Below are 18,740 nucleotides of genomic sequence, written 5' to 3' on the forward strand. Positions count from 1 at the left end.
CATTGAATTTTTTCGCTAGTTCAAAGTATGGTGATTTTTCTGTTTCAGGCTTAGGTTGGGAAATTAGAATTGACTGAATGTGTTTTGCTTGCAAATCTTTTTTTGGCCCGCCTTTAATCATACGTTTTTTTGCTCTTGTGTTAACAATAGGCAGTTTTAAAATCAGAGACCACCAGTTAACGCGACCAGCAACACCTTAGTTATTATTAAAACCGGCGCTACTTCGAATGCGCAAAGGTAAAGAAAAAAATGCAATCTGCTGAAAGATAAGTATTGTTTTACCACTGAATACGACCTGATATAGCGGTATGCCACCAATAAAACAATAAAGAATATAGAGATATACATAAAGGCTTTTGCCAATTCCGGTGTACAAAAAGCCAGGATCACCAGGAACGGTACCAGCAAAATGCCCAAAACCTTATTGATCAGGTACAAAATGAAGATATAGGCGTCTGCCAGCTCGCTACTGCCGAATAACCAGCCACAGAAACGCAGCATCAGGTATTTTACCCCATATACAACGGCCACCAGTACGATCAGACCAGGTATCGCCATCCAGGCAGTATTGCTGGTAATATATTGCTGGCGGTACATCAACAGGTAAAGATATAATGCCAGGCTGATCACGAAATAGCTGTTCAGCAGGAAATTGGGGAAAGGCGACTGTGATAACTGGTCCTTCAGCTGGCGCTGGCTCAGCGTAGGATTCATAAATGCCCGGAACAGGTCAGAGAAATACTTCAGATAGCTCAGGCGGATGATGCCGAGTAATAACACAACGCCCGTCATCACATACACCAGCCAGTCAAGATCTTCATACACCCTTAGCTTGTTCACATCCAGGCGGGAAGGCTTATTGGCCTTCAAAAACACATTCTTTACCGTCAGATCTTTCAGGAACAGATCATAGGCCGTTTCCTGTTTTGAAGGTACGACAGCCTGCTGCTGTACGCTGTCAGCGGCAACCGCTGCAGTAGCTGGAGTAACCGTAGCCGGAGCTGCGGGCACAGCAGGATTATTGGCCGCCGGTGCTACCGGAGCCGCAGGTCTAACTGCGCTCTCAGGTATAATGGCGCCTGTACTGTCTTTTCTGACCACCGGCACTTTCTTTTTCACCGGCCTGGCAGCCGTATCCCGGGGAGCGTTCTGCACTTTTGCAGGTGCATGCTGCACTGCCGGCTCCTGCCGTACAGTACTATCAGTCTGAGCCGCCAAACGTAAACAGGGTATAATGAACAGGAACAATAACCAGTTTCGCACCAGGAAATATTTTAAATGCCGTGTAAAGTTGTGGGCAAAGATATAAAAATTGTCCATCCTCAATAGCTCGTATGCTATAATAACCATATACTTATTTAAGCATACGCAGCAATTCCCCACGCACTCATCCGGGCATAGACACTTATCTGCTGTTCCTCTGGTCCATCACCTGGCTTCAGCCCATCCCTGCCAGGCATTGCTACAGGAATGGTGGACGAAGCCCTTCGGATATTATTTCTGCTTTATTAACGCCGTATCTCATGATTTTGATATATCCGCCTCACACGGCCGTCATGCCTCAGACACCCGGAAGGATATACCTCACTATTAGCGTACCTTTGCCGCTGCTTTCATGGGAATCCTGGCTACCAGGGAATAATTCCAATTCATCGAACAACAAAGACATGGCAGGTATCTATCTACATATTCCTTTTTGCAAACAAGCTTGTTACTACTGCAATTTTCATTTTTCCACCTCTCTTGCACAGCAACCAGCCCTGATAAAACAAATGCTGCGGGAAGCAGCGCTGCAAAAGGACTACCTGGCCGGTCAGACGGTTACCAGCATCTACTTTGGCGGCGGAACGCCCAGTCTTCTTAAAAAGGAAGACCTGCAGCAATTGCTGGACACACTGTACAATACTTTCGAAATATCCCCTGAAGCCGAGATCACCCTGGAGGCCAATCCTGATGACCTTACTCCTCCAAAGCTGGGAGAGCTCCGTAGTACCGGCATTAACCGGTTGAGTATAGGAGTACAGTCCTTCCACGAGGAAGACCTCCGCTGGATGAACCGGGCGCACGATAGTCAACAGGCCTTACAATGCATCCGGGACGCTCAGACCGCAGGATTCAATAATCTGACCATTGACCTGATCTATGGTGGCCCTACACTGACCGATGAAGGTTGGGCTACTAATGTTCAACAAGCCATTGATCTCGGCGTACAACACCTTTCCTGTTATGCCCTTACAGTAGAACCCGGTACTGCTTTGGACCAGTTCATCCGCAAAAAGAAAGTAGCCGCCGTGGACACCGACAAGGCGGCCCGGCACTTCGAGCTGCTGATGCAGTGGATGGCCAAAGCCGGCTACGAACATTACGAAATTTCCAATTTTGCCCTCCCCGGCTGGCATTCACGGCATAACAGCAGCTACTGGCAGTCCCAGCCTTACCTTGGTTTAGGCCCTTCTGCCCACTCATTCAACGGCCATTCCCGCCAGTGGAACATCGCCAACAATGCCCTTTATATCAAAAGCATGGAGCAGGACATTATTCCCTTCGAGATTGAAGAACTGACCCCATCCATGATGCTGAATGAATACATTATGACCACCCTCCGCACTTCCCAGGGTTGCCTGCTGCCTGTGGTGGCGGAACGCTTTGGGGTTGAGAAACGCGACACCCTGCTGAACATGGCCCGTCCCTTTATAGATAAAGGCTGGATGATATTTAGAGAGGAGGCGCTGGTACTGACCCCGGAAGGCAGATTATTTGCAGATGGAATTGCTTCCGACCTGTTTTTCTAATATCTGATATATTGTTGCTATTCGGTGGAGATTCGGTGGAGGCTATATCCTACAGGCGCTCTACTATAGCATTTTAGGCACTGTTCTATAGCGAACGCTATAGAATAGTAGGTGAAATGTAGGCCTATAGCGCCTATAGGTAGGAAGCGGTAGGATAGTCGAAGTGAATCTCCACTATAGCCGATACGGGGACACCCGCACTCAGGGGGGCACAAAAAAGCCATAGCACCCGCAGGTACTATGGCTCAAATTATCTTGACGAGTTTCTCTTACTTCACACCAAACTTATACACACAAGTAGACTTGTAGGTCTCGCCCGGCTTCAGCACTACTGAAGGGAAGCTTGGCTGGTTAGGAGAATCGGGGTAATGCTGTGTTTCCAGGCAGAAAGCTCCGCGGTGAACGTAGGTTTTACCTTCCTTACCCTTATCGGTACCATCCAGGAAGTTACCGCCATAGAACTGCACACCAGGCTCTGTTGTCCATACCTCCAGGAAACGGCCACTCTGTGGCTCCTGTACGGTAGCGGCCAGCGACAGTTCCTTGCCTTTCTTGTTCAATACATAGTTGTGGTCGTAGCCTTTACCGAATTTCAGCTGTTCGAAGTCAGCATCTACTCTGTCCCCGATCCTGGTAGGAGTGGTAAAGTCCATTGGAGTACCTTTTACCGGCTCCAGCTTCCCGGTAGGGATCAGTGTACTGTCAACCGGGGTGAATTTATCTGCATTGATGTACATCACGTGGTCGTTGATGTCTCCGTTGCCGGCACCATGCAGGTTAAAGAATGAGTGATTGGTCAGGTTTACTACGGTAGGCTTATCGGTAGTAGCGGTATAATCGATCTTCACCTCGTTACTGTCTGTCAGCTGGTAGGTAAGCGTGATATCGAGATTGCCGGGATAACCTTCTTCGCCATCTTTTGACAGGTAATGCAGCTTCAGAGTGTGATCATCAGGCTGCTCAGCATCCCATACTACGTCGTTGAAACCTTTTTTACCGCCGTGCAGGTGGTTTACGCCATTGTTTGTAGCCAGGCTGTATTCTTTGCCATCCACTTTAAACTTGCCTTTGGCAATACGGTTACCGTAACGTCCAACGATACCGCCATAATATCTTTCCTTGGTGTTCACATACTGGTCGATGTTGTCATAGCCCAGTTCCACATCGGCCAGTTGTCCCTGTTTATCAGGAGCCAGCAGGCTAACGATCTTGGCGCCATAGTTTGTGATGGCTACCTGGAGGTTTCCTTTTTTCAGGTGATATAATTTCACCTGTTTGCCATCAACCATTTTGTCGAATGCAGCATCTGATATCTGTCCTGCTGAAACAGTGTCTTGATTCGTACTCATACTATCTACTGAATTATTATTGGTTTTTGCACCAGACTGGCAGGCGCTTATGCTCACCGCGGCTGCCACTGTTAGAAGTGGAATAATGTTTTTCATATTTGGAAGTTATAAGGGTACAATATACGCTTTTCATATTAAAACTGATAGTATTGTACTAATGTAAAACGCTGATCTCCACAAAAAATGCAGCGATCAGCGTTCTATTATAGTATTTTATCTGTTGCCAGATATTCTTACCAGCCCAGCAGGTAAGCAAATATCAATGGCGCTACAATTGTAGCATCAGATTCGACGATGAATTTCGGTGTATTGATGTCCAGTTTACCCCAGGTGATCTTCTCGTTAGGCACCGCTCCGGAATAAGAACCGTAAGAAGTAGTAGAGTCAGAGATCTGGCAGAAATAGCTCCAGAAAGGCACATCATGCCATTCCAGGTCCTGGTACATCATTGGCACCACGCAGATGGGGAAGTCGCCCGCTATACCGCCACCGATCTGGAAGAAGCCTACACCCTTACCAGCGGAATTGTTCCGGTACCAGTCAGCCAGCCATACCATGTATTCGATACCGCTCTTCATGGTAGAGGCTTTCAGTTCGCCCTTGATGATATAGGAAGCGAAGATGTTACCCATGGTGCTATCTTCCCATCCTGGTACTACGATCGGAATATTACGTTCAGCAGCAGCGATCATCCAGCTGTTTTTCGGATCGATCTCGTAGTGTTCTTTCATAGCGCCGCTCAGCAGCAGCTTGTACATGTACTCGTGCGGGAAATAGCGTTCGCCTTTATCATCCGCCTCTTTCCAGATCTTATGAATATGTTCCTGTATACGGCGGAAAGCTTCTTCTTCCGGTATGCAGGTATCTGTTACCCTGTTAAAGCCATCCTGCAGCAGATCCCACTCTTCCTGGGGGCTCAGGTCACGGTAATGAGGAACCCTCTTGTAATGTGTATGTGCTACGAGGTTCATGATATCCTCTTCCAGGTTAGCCCCGGTACAGGAGATAATGTCTACTTTTCCCTGGCGGATCATTTCCGCGAAAGAAATACCCAGCTCGGCGGTACTCATAGCACCAGCAAGGGATACCAGCATTTTACCGCCCTCCAGTAAATGTGTTTCATATCCCTTGGCAGCATCCACCAGTGCAGCCGCGTTAAAGTGGCGGTAGTGGTGCTGGATAAATTGAGAAATAGGCCCTTTATTCATGTCCGTTTATAAGTTTAAAATCCAATAGAGAACGGCAAAGGTAAGGAATTAAAAAAAATAGCCCATAATAGCTGCCGCTACTATGGACTATACTGACTATGGACTTTCAACTGATGAACTGATGTCTAAACTTTCTTCATGTTCTGGTAAACACTCAGGTCGCCGTTAGCTCCTGACTTGATCACTTTCCATGTTTTTTCACCTTCCAGTGTTACATAATAAACGGTTGAGCCTTCACTGTCAAATTCTACTACCCAGCGGATCTTGTCCTTAGGATAACGTTTTGCCAGTTTGTTGGATACAGCCAGCGGCAGGTACTGCTCGTCAATATAACGGCGGGTAGCCAGCAGGTTACCATCCCCGTCAAAGTAAGCAGTTACGCTGCGTGCGTTCAGACTGAACTTAGCCATAAACGTCTTGTTGTCTTCACTGTACCATTTAACATCTGAAGCACCGGCAAACTCTTTGTTAAGCGCCTGTTTCAGTTTGGTAGTGGCTTCCATTTCCTTGGTGCCAGCAAAGGCAAATTGTGTTGAGAAGAAAAGTACTGCAGCAAATACGAGCAGCATTCTTCTGAACCGGTTACCTTGCAACCGGTTGGCATCCACAGATGCATTGATGTTGTTGATTGAATTGATACGAGGTTTCATGGCGGAAACTTTTTTGGTTTGTTTTTGTGATGTAAATGTACATGTAATAGAAGGTGCAGGTCAAATGCTTTGTTATAAGTGGATACGCTAGATTAATTGGCTAAAGCCACTTATATCGCCGGCATACTGAACTTACTTCCTCTTTCCACATACTTCCTTTGCCATGCACATGTTGCGCTGAAAGCCCGATTGTTGCAAAGGTCTCCGTTAAGCTTTTGTTAAACTGGACGGAAATTCAGGATCATTGACGAATGGAATTCATTGCAGTTCTCTTGTCCCTTTACCAATGGTTAACGATCGTTGTTCACTGTTTCACTTCGGGTTGTTATCAACATGACGATACAAATGTCAGCACATTTTTCTTTGCCGGCAATCACCATATATGGTATAAAAACTCACCTAAAGCGGTGATTTAACAAATTGATTGACAGTCTTAACACACACGTAACATACAAGCTGTATAAGCATCGCGGCAGGCAAAATACAGTAGCTGCAAAAGTTGTTCTATCTTCAGTGTATGAACTACCTGGCCCACGCATATCTTTCCTTTCACGATCAGTCCCTTATAGTGGGCAATATGATTGCCGACTATGTAAAAGGCAAGCAATGGCAGGAATATGCCCCGGACATACAGCAGGGCATACAGCTACACAGGGCCATTGATAACTTTACGGATACACATCCCGTTACAATGGCCGCCAGGGAATACTTCCAGCCCTCATGCGGCAGGTATAGCGCCGTGTTCATCGACATTGTATACGATCATTTCCTGGCCACAGATCCTGCTATCTTTACTGATGTAACCTTGTCTGCTTTTTCAAAGGAGATATATGCTGCTTTAGCCGGTCATCATGCAATACTACCGCCTGTATTCCAGCAGGTGTTTCACCATATGCGGCAACATGACTGGTTGTATGGATACAAGTTTATGGACGGTATTTACAGGAGCTTCAGCGGTATTGTACACAGGGCCAAATACCTTGAAGTAACGGCAGATGCTCCTTTTGCTGTACTGCAGGAACATTATGACACACTTGCTGCCCATTACCGTACATTCTTTCCCGAATTGACAGCCTTCGTTAAAACTTACCCGCATTAAATCGTAGGTTTGCACTATTATTCTTAACATCTGAATTGATAGCCAACAATGAAAAATTTAGTACGAGTAATGCTGCTTATCGCCATAGCAGGCCTCACCAGTCTTTCAAGCTATGCGCAGGACAAAAAGATGCCCCCTTTAGATGCCAGCCCTATGGACATGGCATATTATCCTGTAATGTATCCCTACGTAGTGAAAGTAAAAGGAGAACCCGGATCACTGGTAGCACGTGTTATTTACAGCCGTCCACAGAAAAAAGGCAGAAAGATCTTTGGTGAACTGGAATCTTATGGCGAGATCTATCGCCTCGGGGCCAACGAAGCCACAGAGATAGAGTTTTTCCGTCCTGTTGTAATCGGTGGCAAAACCATTCCTAAAGGCCGTTATACGCTTTACGCGCAGCTTTCGGAACAGAAATGGACAATGATCGTTAACCGTGAAACAGACATCTGGGGCGCGTTTAAATACGATCAGCACAAAGATGTAGTGAGAACAGATGTGCCGGTTGCTAAACTGACCACGCCTGTAGAACCGTTCACCATCGTTTTCGAGAAAGCAGATTATGGCGCTAACCTGGTAGTAGCATGGGATACAACCAGCGTGAGCCTGCCTATTAAATTCTCCGAAAAAGCACCTGTAGCCGTTGCAAAGGCTGACAAGAAGAAATAACCAGTTATTATGATCATCAGCTGTGAACGGCAGATCAACATGTGAACGGGAGAATGCCTCACCCCCATTACAATAAAGAAGTTTACACCACAGAAAGAATAAAAGATTAAAAAGCGAAGAGGGAATAGCAAGCTATTCCCTCTTCGCTTTTTAATTAAGTAAGAAAAAGGCGGTAAGATTACCGCCCACGAATTTTAACCATATCCTATGAAAAACCTTTTCAAATGTAGGGCGAATTACTGCGCGGAAACTACGGTTTCGGCTGAGTGAACAAATTTTGTTCGTGAATGTTGCATTTTCTTCCGTGAAGGACCTTTTGAAAGCGATTTCGGACAAAAACCAGTACAGTAGGGCGTATTTATACTTCAGCCTGGTCTTGCGTAAAACTACTTATTTAGCTTTTTCATCATCTGATAAGCTATCTTATTGGCTGTCTTCAAGATAGCATTCACAGCACAGGCCATACGCTGAACTTTTACCCTTTATTCGCCGCAATGCCGGAATTAGTACCTTTGGAACTTTCAGACTAACAGATCATCTCATAACAAATATTTCAGGCATGAAGCTCGGAACTAAACTCATACACGCAGGCGTAAGCCCGGATCCATCAACCGGGGCCATCATGACCCCTATCTTTCAGACATCCACTTATGTACAAAGCGCCCCCGGCCAGCATAAAGGCTATGAATACGCCCGTACACAAAACCCCACCCGCGATGCGTTGCAGGATGCCCTGGCTGCCATCGAGAATGGTAAATACGGCATCTCATTCGGTAGTGGCCTGGCCGCGACCGATGCAGTGCTAAAGCTGCTCAACCCGGGCGATGAGGTTATTGCCTCCAACGACCTGTATGGCGGCACTTACCGAATTTTCACCAAAGTATTTGAGCGCTACGGCATTAAATTCCATTTTATAGGTATGCAGGAGGCAGAGAACATCCGGAAGTATGTCAACGCCAACACAAAGCTGATCTGGATAGAAACGCCTACCAACCCGCTGCTGAACATCATCGACATTGCTGCCAGCGCCAGGATAGCGCAGGAACATAATATCCTGCTTTGCGTAGACAATACCTTTGCTTCTCCTTATCTTCAGAATCCGCTGGACCTGGGTGCACATATTGTTGTACACAGCGCTACCAAATACCTGGGCGGTCACAGCGATGTGGTACACGGCGCCATTGTTGTAAAAGATGAAGCGCTGGCCAAACAGCTCTATTTCATACAGAACAGCTGCGGAGCAGTACCCGGGCCGCAGGACTGCTTCCTGGTATTGCGCGGATTAAAAACGCTGCACGTACGTATGCAGCGGCATTGTGAAAACGGCGCCGCTGTAGCCAATTTCCTTCGTCAGCATCCCAAAGTTGCCAAAGTATACTGGTGTGGCTTTGAGGATCATCCTAATCATCATATTGCCAAACAGCAAATGAGGGGTTTTGGTGGCATGATCTCCTTCACGCTTAAAGATGACAGTCAGGAGGCTGCCTTTAAAGTGCTGAGCGGTACCCATCTGTTCTCGCTGGCCGAATCGCTCGGCGGCGTGGAATCGCTGATAGGACACCCTGCCAGTATGACCCATGCGTCCATACCAAGAGAAGACCGTATTGCCAATGGCCTGGTAGATTCCCTCATCCGCCTCAGCGTAGGTATCGAAGATGCCGAAGATCTAATTGCCGACCTCGGGAAAGCCATCGGATAATCATAGTTACTTTCCGGAATCAGGACAGTAAAGTTTGAGGGTGTATGTATACCCAATGCATCCTCAAACTTACATCCTGCCAAAAGAACCGGTCATCCTGCTCAAGACTACTCACAAATACTCACTATCAGTACTCTATAAAAGATAAACCCTTATCTATATAAATTCCTGTAGTGTGAACATCTTTCCTTATTTTTCGGACTGCCGGCGTACCGCACTCCGGAGTCATCAGCACTAAACCGAGCATACCATTATGAAATTCCAGCAACTGAAGACTTTTTTAGACGCAAAAGCGGAACACTATAATACCCCGGAGTTTATTCCCGGCGATCCTATATGCATCCCGCACAGGTTTACGAAACTTCAGGACATTGAAATTTCCGGTTTGTTTGCCGCCATTCTTGCCTGGGGCAACCGTACCACTATTATTAATAAGTGTACGGAGCTGATGAAACTGATGGATGACGCCCCTTACGACTTCATCGTCAACCATAAACCCAAAGAGCGGATGAAACTACTCCAGTTCTGCCACCGGACATTTAACGGAGTAGACCTGATGTATTTTGTAGAATTTCTCCAGGGATATTATACAGACATCACTTCCCTTGAATTTGCCTTCAGCGGACATATCACCCCGGATGACGAAACTATTGAAAATGCCCTCCGCGGCTTTCACCACATGTTCTTCCTGCCGGAACACCCGGAAAGGACCCGGAAGCATATTTCAACGCCTGCGAGAAATTCCGCCTGTAAAAGATTGAATATGTACCTTCGCTGGATGGTCAGGAAAGATGAAAATGGCGTGGATTTTGGACTATGGCAGCATATTCAGCCATCTCAGCTGGTATGCCCGATGGATGTGCATGTTGGAAGAGTGGCCACCAGGCTGGGATTGATCCCTGCTGCAAAATCAGATTGGAAAACAGCGCTTGAACTTACCAGGCAACTCAGGCAACTGGACCCGCTGGACCCTGCCAAATATGATTTTGCCCTTTTCGGCCTGGGTGTAATTGAAAAGTATGTATAATAAATATAGCGTAATGATGAAGCGATTTTTGGTGTCAATGGCGATGGGAGCAGTACTGGCTCTTCCTGTAAAAGCCCAGTCAGATGAACAAAGAGATTATGTAGACCTTGGCTACAGCTTTCAGAAGGGACAACAGTTTGAACTGAAACAGGAGAGCCGCAGTGAAACATATACTACTGTGGATGATATAATGCAACGCGTAACCCGCGACTTCAACAACACCATTAGTATTGATATTGACGACGTCGTTCCCGGCCATGCCTACCTTACCTTCCGGTATAAAGAGCTCAAATTCAATTTCAACGCACGCAACCAGAACATTCTCGTTGACGCTAATGTGCCGAATGATAAAGAACCTTTCCAGGCTGCCCTGAAAAGTATACTGGACCATCCTTTTACTGTAGATATTTCTTCTACCGGTTTCATTAACAAGATCACAGGACTAGATGAGTTGCTCGATAAAGCTTCCGCTACCTTCACCAAACTGAAAGAGGATGAGCAGGAAGCCTATAAGAAGCTCATGAAAGACCAGTTTGGGACCAATGCCTTCCGCTCATGGCTGGAACAGCTCCTGGTAATATACCCGGTGCGCAGCATTAAAACCGGTACCCGCTGGGAAGAGAATGTACCGATCCGCACAGGCCTGGTTGGTAGTATTGACCTGTACTGGAACCTGCAGACCTGGGATGCCAAAACAGCGAAGATCAACGGTACCGGCAAAGTCTCTACTAATAAAGTGGAAACCTTCACCCTTGAAGATGGTATACAGGCTACTGCCGAGATCAGCGGAGACATCATGAGCAACTATCTCATAGATCGTAGTACCGGCTTACCCAGCATCTGTGCACAGAATACGGAGATGAACGGTACTTACACCTATAAGGCTAATAAGGCTAAACGGATCAAGAAAGACATCAAGGTGCCGGTGAAGATCGTGACCAATGCCTCTTACAAGATCAAACAAATGAAATAACATAGAAAAGGTCCCGTCTGAGACGGGACCTTTTTATTCATCGTCGTGTATGATACAATTACTTCCGGAAACTACCTTACAGCTATCAGCAGATGCCGCCCTGCAAACTGCTCCGGGCATTACTTATGATCAACTAGAGGCATTGCTGGCTGAAAAACTGGAGTTGCTGATCAGCACAGACTTTCAACAATTTGTACTACTCCTGTATAAAGTGGATGTTTCCGAGTTGAAGATCCGCAGGATACTGGAGTCAGACCTTACTCCCGGGGTATATAGAAAGATAGCCGCATTGCTGATAGAAAGACAACAGGAAAAGATCCTTGCCCGTAAAACTTATAGCCAGCCACCACCGGATGATGGTGAAGAAAAGTGGTGAACGGGACTATTGTTTGTTGAACATCAGTTCCCTTACTTTCTCCTTGTCTTCTTTCTCCTTTTCAAGGTCAAAGCTTGTCCCGAAAATATGATCCCATATGCTGGAACTTACTCCAAATCCCTTCTCATCACCTTTATAATGATGCAGATGATGGTTACGCCATAATGGTTTCAGGAATTTAGCCGGTGGGTTCCAGGCATGGATAGCATAGTGCATACTGCCATAGATCAGGTAGCCCAGTATGAAGCCAGGGAAAAACATGAAAGTGTACTCTCTCAGGAAAAGATACTGTGTGCCGAAAATAATGGAAGCCAGGATCAGGCTGGGCACAGGGGGCATAAATAATCTTTGTTTATCACGGGGGTATTCATGGTGGTTACCGTGCATTACGTAGATGATCCTTTTCACCCGGGGACTGTCGCTACTGAAATGGAACAGGTAGCGGTGCATAATGTATTCAAACAAGGTCCAGAAAAACATCGCTCCCAGGAAAACCGTTATTACGCGGGCAATACTAAAATCCAATGTAGTATTGCTGTAGTATAACATGTAACTGATAATAGGCACATACATGGCCCAGATCACAAGGGGATGTGTTTTGGTGAGCATCTCTAAATACCTGCTTTCAAATAATCGCGCCTGTCCCTTGTTCTTAATCTTATCAAACTTCATAACTCCTTTATTTAATGCAAATAAGTGCTTAAACGAATGATGCGTCGTTTCCTAACCTCTGGTCTTTAGCCGAAAAGCTTCCCGCGAATATTATGCCGATCTTATGCGCAACGGGGATATGTCAGTATAAATTATTCAGTATATGGGGCTGGGTTACTGTCAGCTATATCAACAACTTATTGGATTCCAAAAGATGATAAACAATACGGCTGACAAATTCTTCCATCAAATTTATTACACTTACCTCTTATATATGCAGATGCAATAATTGATATTACGATATGTTCATGAAATAGTACTTCAGCATCAGTGTAGTATTTGCTATAAGAACCCTTTGCACTGTAATGATACTTCTATTTGCCGAATTTAAAGAAATTATCTGTCCATCAGTACCGGCAGTATCTGTGAAGGCGAAGGCACAGCCACAGGCGCCTGTAGCCTGTAGGGCCGTAACAATAACAGGATAAGTTGCGCAAATTTGCGCAAGCCGCTTAATGACTGGGCGCATGATTGAACTGGCTTTCCTGCAGCACCATATCATATTGCATTTACTTACAGCGATCTCATTTTACCTATATTTACAGATCATACAACCAGAACCAAGACTTTATGAAACTTGTTACTTACCTCAGGGACGAGGTTGACCAGCTGGCCATACTCATAGGCGATCAACTGTACAACACCCAGGACCTGGATCCTCAATTGCCCGGCAACATGCAGCATTTCCTCCTCATGTGGGAAGAAGTTATAGGCATTGCCCGTGAAGCAGAAGCACAGCTAAAAGCAGGTAAAACTGTTGGTAAGGCCAGCCCGGTACCGTACCAGTCGGTAGACATACTTGCCCCGGTACCCTTCCCAACGTCCTGCCGTGATGGTTATGCTTTCCGTCAACACGTAGCGGCTGCACGCCGGAACCGCCGTGTAGAAATGATCCCGGAATTCGATCAGTACCCCATCTTTTATTTTACCAATCACAATGCCATACAGGGCCCCGGCGACATTTACTGTATGCCGGACCATTTCGATAAACTGGACTTTGAACTGGAGGCTGCCATCGTGATCTGTAAACCTGGCCGTAATGTACCGGCTGCCGAAGCAGACAATTACATTGCCGGCTTCATGATCATGAACGACATGAGCGCACGTACGCTTCAGATGGAGGAAATGAAACTCAATCTTGGTCCCGCTAAAGGAAAAGACTTCAGTACCGTAATAGGGCCTATGCTGGTCACCCCCGATGAACTGGAACACCTGCTCATTCCACCCCGGCCAGGCCATACCGGCAAAAATTACAACCTGAAAATGACCTGCCGTGTCAATGGAGTGCAGGTAAGTGAAGGCAACATGGGCGACATGGACTGGACCTTCGCTGAGATCATCGAACGTTGCGCATACGGCGCCAATATCCTTCCGGGCGATGTAATAGGCAGTGGCACCGTAGGAACCGGCTGTTTCCTGGAATTGAACGGCACCGGCAAACTCAATGATCCAAACTATAAGGAACAATGGCTGAAGCCCGGTGATGTAGTGGAAATGACGATAGACGGCCTGGGCACACTTAAAAATACCATTGTGGAAGAAGATTCTACTTTCTCCATTCTGCGACTAAAAAAATAAACACCATTACATGCAGATCATTCCAGGGCAGATCAAAACGGCACAACTGCATAACTATCTACAGGGCGCTATCGCTCCCAGGCCTATCTGTTTTGCCAGTACGGTAGATAAGGACGGACGCCCAAACCTTTCTCCCTTCAGCTTTTTTAACCTGTTTGGCAGTAACCCTGCCACACTTATATTTTCCCCCTCCCGCAGGGTACGCGACAATACCACCAAACATACCCTGGAAAATGTGCTTGAAACCAGGGAAGTAGTGATCAACGTGGTCACCTACGCAATGGTACAGCAAGCATCCCTTTCCAGCTGCGAATATCCCAAAGGAGTTAACGAATTTGAGAAGGCCGGCTTCACACCGCTGCCTTCCGAAAAAGTGAAACCTTTCCGCGTGAAGGAAAGTCCTGTGCAGTTTGAGTGTATTGTAAGGGAAATATTGCCCCAGGGACAGGAAGGAGGCGCCGGTAACCTGGTGATCTGCGAGCCCGTGCTGATCCACATCAACGAGGCCGTCCTAAATGAAAATGGGGCCATTGACCCGCACAAGATAGACCTGGTTGCCAGGATGGGAGGGGATTATTACTGCAGGGCATCAGGCGCAGCCGTATTCGAAGTGGCCAAACCATTGACAGAACTGGGCATAGGAATAGACGCCCTGCCACCAGCCATCCGGCAAAGCAACATCCTGACGGGCAATAACCTGGGCCAGCTGGCTAATGTGCAGCAACAGCCCACTGTAGATCCGGCTTTTGACGACGATCACCTGAAGAATATCATCCAGTATTACAGCATTACGCCCGACGAGATGGAGAAAGAACTGCACCGGCATGCACAACGCCTGCTGGAGCAGGGACGGGTACAGGATGCATGGCAGGTATTACTGGCAGGAACCATATAAAGAATACGCATAAAATAAAAAACGCCTCGTGTCGCAATACACGAGGCGTTTTCTACTATCTACCTCTGGGATGATGTAATAATTATTTGCTGAACACCTTCTTTAACAGGTCGGTTGTTCTTGCAGCAGGATTGGCACGAATATTCGCTTCTTCCTTGGCAATCTGGTCAAACAGTGCATTCACCGCCATACCGGTTACGTAGTCCTGCAGGTCAGGATTTACCTTATTGAAGGTAGTAGGCAGTTTGTTGTATGTAGTCACAATATCTCCATAGTACTTTGTAGCACTGGTGCTGTCCAGGGAGCCTTTCACCACAGGAGAGAATGCCGCTTTCAGCTTGTCAGTGGTCTTGCCTTTAAAATATTCAGTGGCTGCATTGTTACCGCCGGAAACCAGTTTCAGTGCGTCCGTGATACTCATTTCCTTGATAGCATCTACAAAAATGGGAGCAGCATATCCAACTGCTGATTCAGCAGCACGGTTAATGGACAGGATCGCTTTGTCCACCTGGCTGCCCAAACCTACAGAACGGAGGGTATTACCGATCTTCACAGCATCAGGAGGCAATAAGAGCTTATATATTTCACTACCGAAAAAGCCATCTTTTTTGTTCAGGGAAGCAATACCGTTGGCCACGCCTTTTGACAGGGCTTCTTTAATGGCATTACCTGCTTCTGATTGGGTAACATTGCCGGAACCGGTTGTTTTGGATACAGCAGAATTAGCAGCATCTCCCAGTTTTTTCAGCAACTGGGCCTGGGATGCTGGCAGTAAGGCTACACTGGATAATAACAATAGACATAGTTTCTTGTACATAGACTGATGTTGTGGTTTAATATGCAAAATAGTAACAATATTTAAGATCCGTAGATCTAAAGTTAGAACAAAAAGATCCCCTGAGGTTTAACGTAAGGACGAGTGGCAATATGGCCGGTTATTCGTGTATGGCCAGCAAGGGAATATGTGTATGGAATGCCAGCTGAGCAGTACGGCTTCGCTTAAAGATCCCTTCAAACAGCCCATGTTTTCGGGGAATCGTTAAGATCAGGTCTGCTTTCTCCTTGTCTGCAAATTCCATAATACCATGTACTACATTGCTGTCGTCCACAAAATGATACTTCGGATGGTATCCTTCCAGTAAACTATCCAGCAACAGGCTGGCCTGCGGCGTATCCTTACCGAGTCCTTTCCCTTCCTTATCGATATTGAGTACATGCAGTTCTGCTCCAAAAACGTCCAGCAAGCGTTTCAGCGGATAAACCGGGGTATGGGTGCCTATCTTTTTGAAATCGCAGGCAAAAACGACCTTCCTGACGGGCTTGAAAGTGGCCATGGAAGGCACGATCAGTACCGGGCAGCTGGTATGCTTCACCACATCTATTGTATTGGAACCGATCAGGATCTCTTCCAGCTGGCTACCGCCGGTAGTACCCATAACAACCAGGTCTGCATTTTCCTCTTTGCTCAGGCTATCGATGTTGGCCGCCAGTAGTGTATTGTCCGCCCGGTAGTCCAGCACCGTACCTTCCGGCAATTCTGGCAGGAGGTCCTGTTTCATACGTTCCAGGCCTTCCATGCTGGCGGTCTTTAGCTCATTGGGATCCACCATGGGAATAGAGGTAGGAACGTCCGGAATAGGTACGATCAGTTCATATGCATGATAGAGCACGATCCGGGTGGTGCCCATCTGCTGCGCCAGGCCCAGCGCGTAGCGCGCCGCGTTATAGGCAGTGGCGGAAAAATCTGTAGGTACAATGATGGTTTTCATCCTTTTGTTGTTTTAGAAGCTGGTGAATGCCGAAAGGGGGCTTATGTGTAATGAAAATTTGGTGCCAATTCCACGTTTCGTTCATTTCCCCCTTAAATCGATTATTTTTGCACTCCATTATTGTAATCAGTACTACATGACACCATTATCTGAGCAAGAGATCATACGCAGGGAGAAACTGCAGGAACTGGAGAAACTGGGCATCAACCCTTATCCGGCGGAAGAATATCCCGTAAATAATACGGCTGCCAATATCAAGGCCCTGTATACGGAAGAAACCAAAGACCAGTTCCAGGACGTATGCCTGGCCGGCCGTATCATGACAGTGCGCGACATGGGTAAGGCCGCTTTCGTGAAGATCCAGGACCATACCACACAGATTCAGCTGTATATCCGTCGTGATGATATCAGTAACGGTGAGGACAAGACAATGTTCGATACCGTTTTCAAAAAACTGCTCGACCTGGGAGATATCATTGGTGTAAAAGGCTATGCCTTCATCACCAAAACCGGGGAATTATCTATACATGTGACGAAACTGGATATCCTGGCAAAATCCATCCGTCCTTTACCGGTAGTCCGCGAAAAGGAAGGAGAGGTATTCGATGCAGTGACTGACCCTGAGTTCAAATACCGTCAACGTTATGTAGACCTGATCGTGAACCCACAGGTGAAGGATGTGTTCATCAAACGTACCCTGATCCTGAAAACCATCCGCGATTTCTACAACGAAATGGGCTACCTGGAAGTGGAAACACCGATCCTGCAGCCTATTCCCGGTGGTGCAGCGGCCCGTCCGTTCACGACGCACCACAATGCGCTGGATATCCCGTTGTACCTGCGTATTGCCAATGAACTGTATCTCAAACGCCTCATCGTCGGTGGTTTTGAAGGTGTATACGAATTTGCGAAGGACTTCCGCAATGAGGGTATGGACCGTACCCACAATCCGGAATTCACCGTAATGGAAATGTACGCCGCTTATAAAGACTATGAGTGGATGATGCGCACCACAGAAACCCTGCTGGAAAAGATCGCTATTGCCCTCCACGGAACCACAGAAGTACAGGTGGGCGAGAAAACCATCAACTTCAAAGCGCCTTTCCGCAGGATCAGCATGTACGACGCTATCCTTGAACATACCGGCATCGACGTGTCTGCCATGGACGAAGAACAGCTGCGCGCTACCTGCAACCAGCTGGGCATCCATGTAAAACCTAGCATGGGTAAGGGCAAACTGATAGATGAGATCTTCGGTGAGAAATGTGAGGCATACTACGTACAGCCTACCTTCATCATCGACTATCCGGTGGAAATGAGCCCGCTTACCAAGAAACACCGTAGCAAACCAGGACTGGTAGAACGTTTTGAGCTCATGGTGAATGGTAAGGAGCTGGCTAACGCCTATAGTGAGCTGAATGACCCGATCGATCAGCGTGCACGCTTCGAAGAGCAGCTACAGCTGATGGAGCGCGGGGATGATGAAGCGATGTACATCGACTACGATTTCCTCCGCGCCCTGGAATATGGTATGCCGCCTACTTCCGGTATCGGTATCGGAATTGACCGCCTTACCATGATCATGACCAATCAGCCTTCCATCCAGGATGTGCTGTTCTTCCCGCAGATGAAACCGGAGAAGATGGCGTAGTGTTTCTTTTCCCTTCGGAAAGATCTGAGCCGGATTACCCCGCTCCCTATTATATTTAAACGGGTGTATCATGAGTAGTGATACGCCCGTTTTGTTTGTATTTATCCCCGGATTAACATCATTTCGTCCGGATTGCACCATTCATACGGGTTGTATTATTCATTCCCGGGGTTTGCATTATTCATTGGCAGGGTTGCATTATTTCATCCCGGGGTTGCACCCCGGGCTACAAACACACGGCACCTGACGGAGCCGATTGACGTGGATTATTACGTCATGCGTTCGGAATTATAT

The 18,740-nt window shown here is 46.9% G+C and carries 17 protein-coding genes; 10 read left to right on the forward strand and 7 right to left on the reverse strand.

Annotation, left to right across the window (positions count from 1 at the left end; all coding sequences use genetic code 11):
- Positions 1-162: 162 nt before the first annotated feature.
- Entirely contained in the window at positions 163-1,350 is a 1,188-nt protein-coding gene (locus tag MYF79_RS02505; protein ID WP_247812408.1) for a DUF4271 domain-containing protein, read from the reverse strand.
- Positions 1,351-1,556: 206 nt separating this feature from the next.
- Between MYF79_RS02505 and hemW the strand changes: the two genes are divergently transcribed.
- Positions 1,557-2,792 carry a radical SAM family heme chaperone HemW gene (gene hemW / locus MYF79_RS02510; protein ID WP_247812409.1) on the forward strand — a complete coding sequence of 412 codons (1,236 nt, stop codon included), beginning with the start codon at positions 1,557-1,559 and terminating at the stop codon, positions 2,790-2,792.
- A gap of 269 nt (positions 2,793-3,061) precedes the next feature.
- On the opposite strand, the gene MYF79_RS02515 is transcribed toward hemW, so the two are convergent.
- The 3 genes from MYF79_RS02515 to MYF79_RS02525 all read right to left on the reverse strand — a co-directional run bounded on the left by MYF79_RS02515 (position 3,062) and on the right by MYF79_RS02525 (position 5,999).
- A complete protein-coding gene (locus tag MYF79_RS02515; protein ID WP_247812410.1) occupies positions 3,062-4,141 on the reverse strand; it encodes an aldose epimerase family protein in 1,080 nt (359 codons plus the stop codon).
- Between the two features lie 233 nt (positions 4,142-4,374).
- Positions 4,375-5,349: a deoxyhypusine synthase family protein gene (locus MYF79_RS02520; protein ID WP_199654080.1), complete on the reverse strand. Its 975-nt coding sequence runs from the start codon at positions 5,347-5,349 to the stop codon at positions 4,375-4,377.
- Positions 5,350-5,474: 125 nt separating this feature from the next.
- Positions 5,475-5,999, reverse strand: a complete 525-nt coding sequence (locus tag MYF79_RS02525) for a hypothetical protein (protein ID WP_247812411.1) — start codon at positions 5,997-5,999, stop codon at positions 5,475-5,477.
- A 517-nt stretch (positions 6,000-6,516) separates the two neighbouring features.
- On the opposite strand from MYF79_RS02525, the gene MYF79_RS02530 reads away from it, so the two are divergent.
- From MYF79_RS02530 to MYF79_RS02555, 6 genes are all read left to right on the forward strand, one after another.
- A complete protein-coding gene (locus MYF79_RS02530; RefSeq protein ID WP_247812412.1) occupies positions 6,517-7,098 on the forward strand; it encodes an ACP phosphodiesterase in 582 nt (193 codons plus the stop codon).
- A 48-nt stretch (positions 7,099-7,146) separates the two neighbouring features.
- A complete protein-coding gene (locus tag MYF79_RS02535) occupies positions 7,147-7,767 on the forward strand; it encodes a DUF2911 domain-containing protein (RefSeq protein ID WP_247812413.1) in 621 nt (206 codons plus the stop codon).
- 559 nt (positions 7,768-8,326) lie between these two features.
- Positions 8,327-9,466: a cystathionine gamma-synthase gene (locus MYF79_RS02540; RefSeq protein ID WP_247812414.1), complete on the forward strand. Its 1,140-nt coding sequence runs from the start codon at positions 8,327-8,329 to the stop codon at positions 9,464-9,466.
- A gap of 253 nt (positions 9,467-9,719) precedes the next feature.
- On the forward strand, positions 9,720-10,493 hold the full coding sequence (locus tag MYF79_RS02545; RefSeq protein WP_247812415.1) for a TIGR02757 family protein: 774 nt from the start codon (positions 9,720-9,722) through the stop codon (positions 10,491-10,493).
- Positions 10,494-10,506: 13 nt separating this feature from the next.
- Positions 10,507-11,466: a DUF6263 family protein gene (locus tag MYF79_RS02550; RefSeq protein WP_247812416.1), complete on the forward strand. Its 960-nt coding sequence runs from the start codon at positions 10,507-10,509 to the stop codon at positions 11,464-11,466.
- A 49-nt stretch (positions 11,467-11,515) separates the two neighbouring features.
- A complete protein-coding gene (locus MYF79_RS02555; protein ID WP_247812417.1) occupies positions 11,516-11,842 on the forward strand; it encodes a hypothetical protein in 327 nt (108 codons plus the stop codon).
- A gap of 6 nt (positions 11,843-11,848) precedes the next feature.
- Here MYF79_RS02555 and MYF79_RS02560 read toward each other — a convergent pair whose 3' ends face one another.
- A complete protein-coding gene (locus MYF79_RS02560; protein ID WP_199654087.1) occupies positions 11,849-12,514 on the reverse strand; it encodes a sterol desaturase family protein in 666 nt (221 codons plus the stop codon).
- A gap of 609 nt (positions 12,515-13,123) precedes the next feature.
- On the opposite strand from MYF79_RS02560, the gene MYF79_RS02565 reads away from it, so the two are divergent.
- Both MYF79_RS02565 and MYF79_RS02570 read left to right on the forward strand, forming a co-directional pair.
- Positions 13,124-14,131, forward strand: coding sequence for a fumarylacetoacetate hydrolase family protein (locus MYF79_RS02565; RefSeq protein ID WP_247812418.1), 1,008 nt, complete (start codon positions 13,124-13,126; stop codon positions 14,129-14,131).
- A gap of 10 nt (positions 14,132-14,141) precedes the next feature.
- Positions 14,142-15,026 (forward strand): flavin reductase family protein, encoded by an 885-nt coding sequence (locus MYF79_RS02570; RefSeq protein WP_247812419.1) that lies wholly within the window; start codon positions 14,142-14,144, stop codon positions 15,024-15,026.
- Between the two features lie 82 nt (positions 15,027-15,108).
- Here MYF79_RS02570 and MYF79_RS02575 read toward each other — a convergent pair whose 3' ends face one another.
- Both MYF79_RS02575 and MYF79_RS02580 read right to left on the reverse strand, forming a co-directional pair.
- Positions 15,109-15,843 carry a DUF4197 domain-containing protein gene (locus MYF79_RS02575; RefSeq protein WP_247812420.1) on the reverse strand — a complete coding sequence of 245 codons (735 nt, stop codon included), beginning with the start codon at positions 15,841-15,843 and terminating at the stop codon, positions 15,109-15,111.
- A gap of 118 nt (positions 15,844-15,961) precedes the next feature.
- On the reverse strand, positions 15,962-16,795 hold the full coding sequence (locus MYF79_RS02580) for a universal stress protein (protein WP_247812421.1): 834 nt from the start codon (positions 16,793-16,795) through the stop codon (positions 15,962-15,964).
- A gap of 136 nt (positions 16,796-16,931) precedes the next feature.
- On the opposite strand from MYF79_RS02580, the gene lysS reads away from it, so the two are divergent.
- Positions 16,932-18,446, forward strand: a complete 1,515-nt coding sequence (gene lysS, locus MYF79_RS02585; RefSeq protein WP_247812422.1) for a lysine--tRNA ligase — start codon at positions 16,932-16,934, stop codon at positions 18,444-18,446.
- Positions 18,447-18,740: the final 294 nt, after the last annotated feature.

Origin of the sequence: Chitinophaga filiformis, assembly GCF_023100805.1 — a bacterium.
GTDB lineage: Bacteria > Bacteroidota > Bacteroidia > Chitinophagales > Chitinophagaceae > Chitinophaga > Chitinophaga filiformis_B.

Excerpts from the sequence above, each read along its gene's own strand:
- MYF79_RS02505 (WP_247812408.1), bottom strand. The coding sequence starts at position 1,350 with ATGGTTATTATAGCATACGAGCTATTGAGGATGGACAATTTTTATATC.
- hemW (WP_247812409.1), top strand. The coding sequence starts at position 1,557 with ATGCCTCAGACACCCGGAAGGATATACCTCACTATTAGCGTACCTTTG.
- MYF79_RS02515 (WP_247812410.1), bottom strand. The coding sequence starts at position 4,141 with ATGAGTACGAATCAAGACACTGTTTCAGCAGGACAGATATCAGATGCT.
- MYF79_RS02520 (WP_199654080.1), bottom strand. The coding sequence starts at position 5,349 with ATGAATAAAGGGCCTATTTCTCAATTTATCCAGCACCACTACCGCCAC.
- MYF79_RS02525 (WP_247812411.1), bottom strand. The coding sequence starts at position 5,999 with ATGAAACCTCGTATCAATTCAATCAACAACATCAATGCATCTGTGGAT.
- MYF79_RS02530 (WP_247812412.1), top strand. The coding sequence starts at position 6,517 with ATGAACTACCTGGCCCACGCATATCTTTCCTTTCACGATCAGTCCCTT.
- MYF79_RS02535 (WP_247812413.1), top strand. The coding sequence starts at position 7,147 with ATGAAAAATTTAGTACGAGTAATGCTGCTTATCGCCATAGCAGGCCTC.
- MYF79_RS02540 (WP_247812414.1), top strand. The coding sequence starts at position 8,327 with ATGAAGCTCGGAACTAAACTCATACACGCAGGCGTAAGCCCGGATCCA.
- MYF79_RS02545 (WP_247812415.1), top strand. The coding sequence starts at position 9,720 with ATGAAATTCCAGCAACTGAAGACTTTTTTAGACGCAAAAGCGGAACAC.
- MYF79_RS02550 (WP_247812416.1), top strand. The coding sequence starts at position 10,507 with ATGATGAAGCGATTTTTGGTGTCAATGGCGATGGGAGCAGTACTGGCT.
- MYF79_RS02555 (WP_247812417.1), top strand. The coding sequence starts at position 11,516 with ATGATACAATTACTTCCGGAAACTACCTTACAGCTATCAGCAGATGCC.
- MYF79_RS02560 (WP_199654087.1), bottom strand. The coding sequence starts at position 12,514 with ATGAAGTTTGATAAGATTAAGAACAAGGGACAGGCGCGATTATTTGAA.
- MYF79_RS02565 (WP_247812418.1), top strand. The coding sequence starts at position 13,124 with ATGAAACTTGTTACTTACCTCAGGGACGAGGTTGACCAGCTGGCCATA.
- MYF79_RS02570 (WP_247812419.1), top strand. The coding sequence starts at position 14,142 with ATGCAGATCATTCCAGGGCAGATCAAAACGGCACAACTGCATAACTAT.
- MYF79_RS02575 (WP_247812420.1), bottom strand. The coding sequence starts at position 15,843 with ATGTACAAGAAACTATGTCTATTGTTATTATCCAGTGTAGCCTTACTG.
- MYF79_RS02580 (WP_247812421.1), bottom strand. The coding sequence starts at position 16,795 with ATGAAAACCATCATTGTACCTACAGATTTTTCCGCCACTGCCTATAAC.
- lysS (WP_247812422.1), top strand. The coding sequence starts at position 16,932 with ATGACACCATTATCTGAGCAAGAGATCATACGCAGGGAGAAACTGCAG.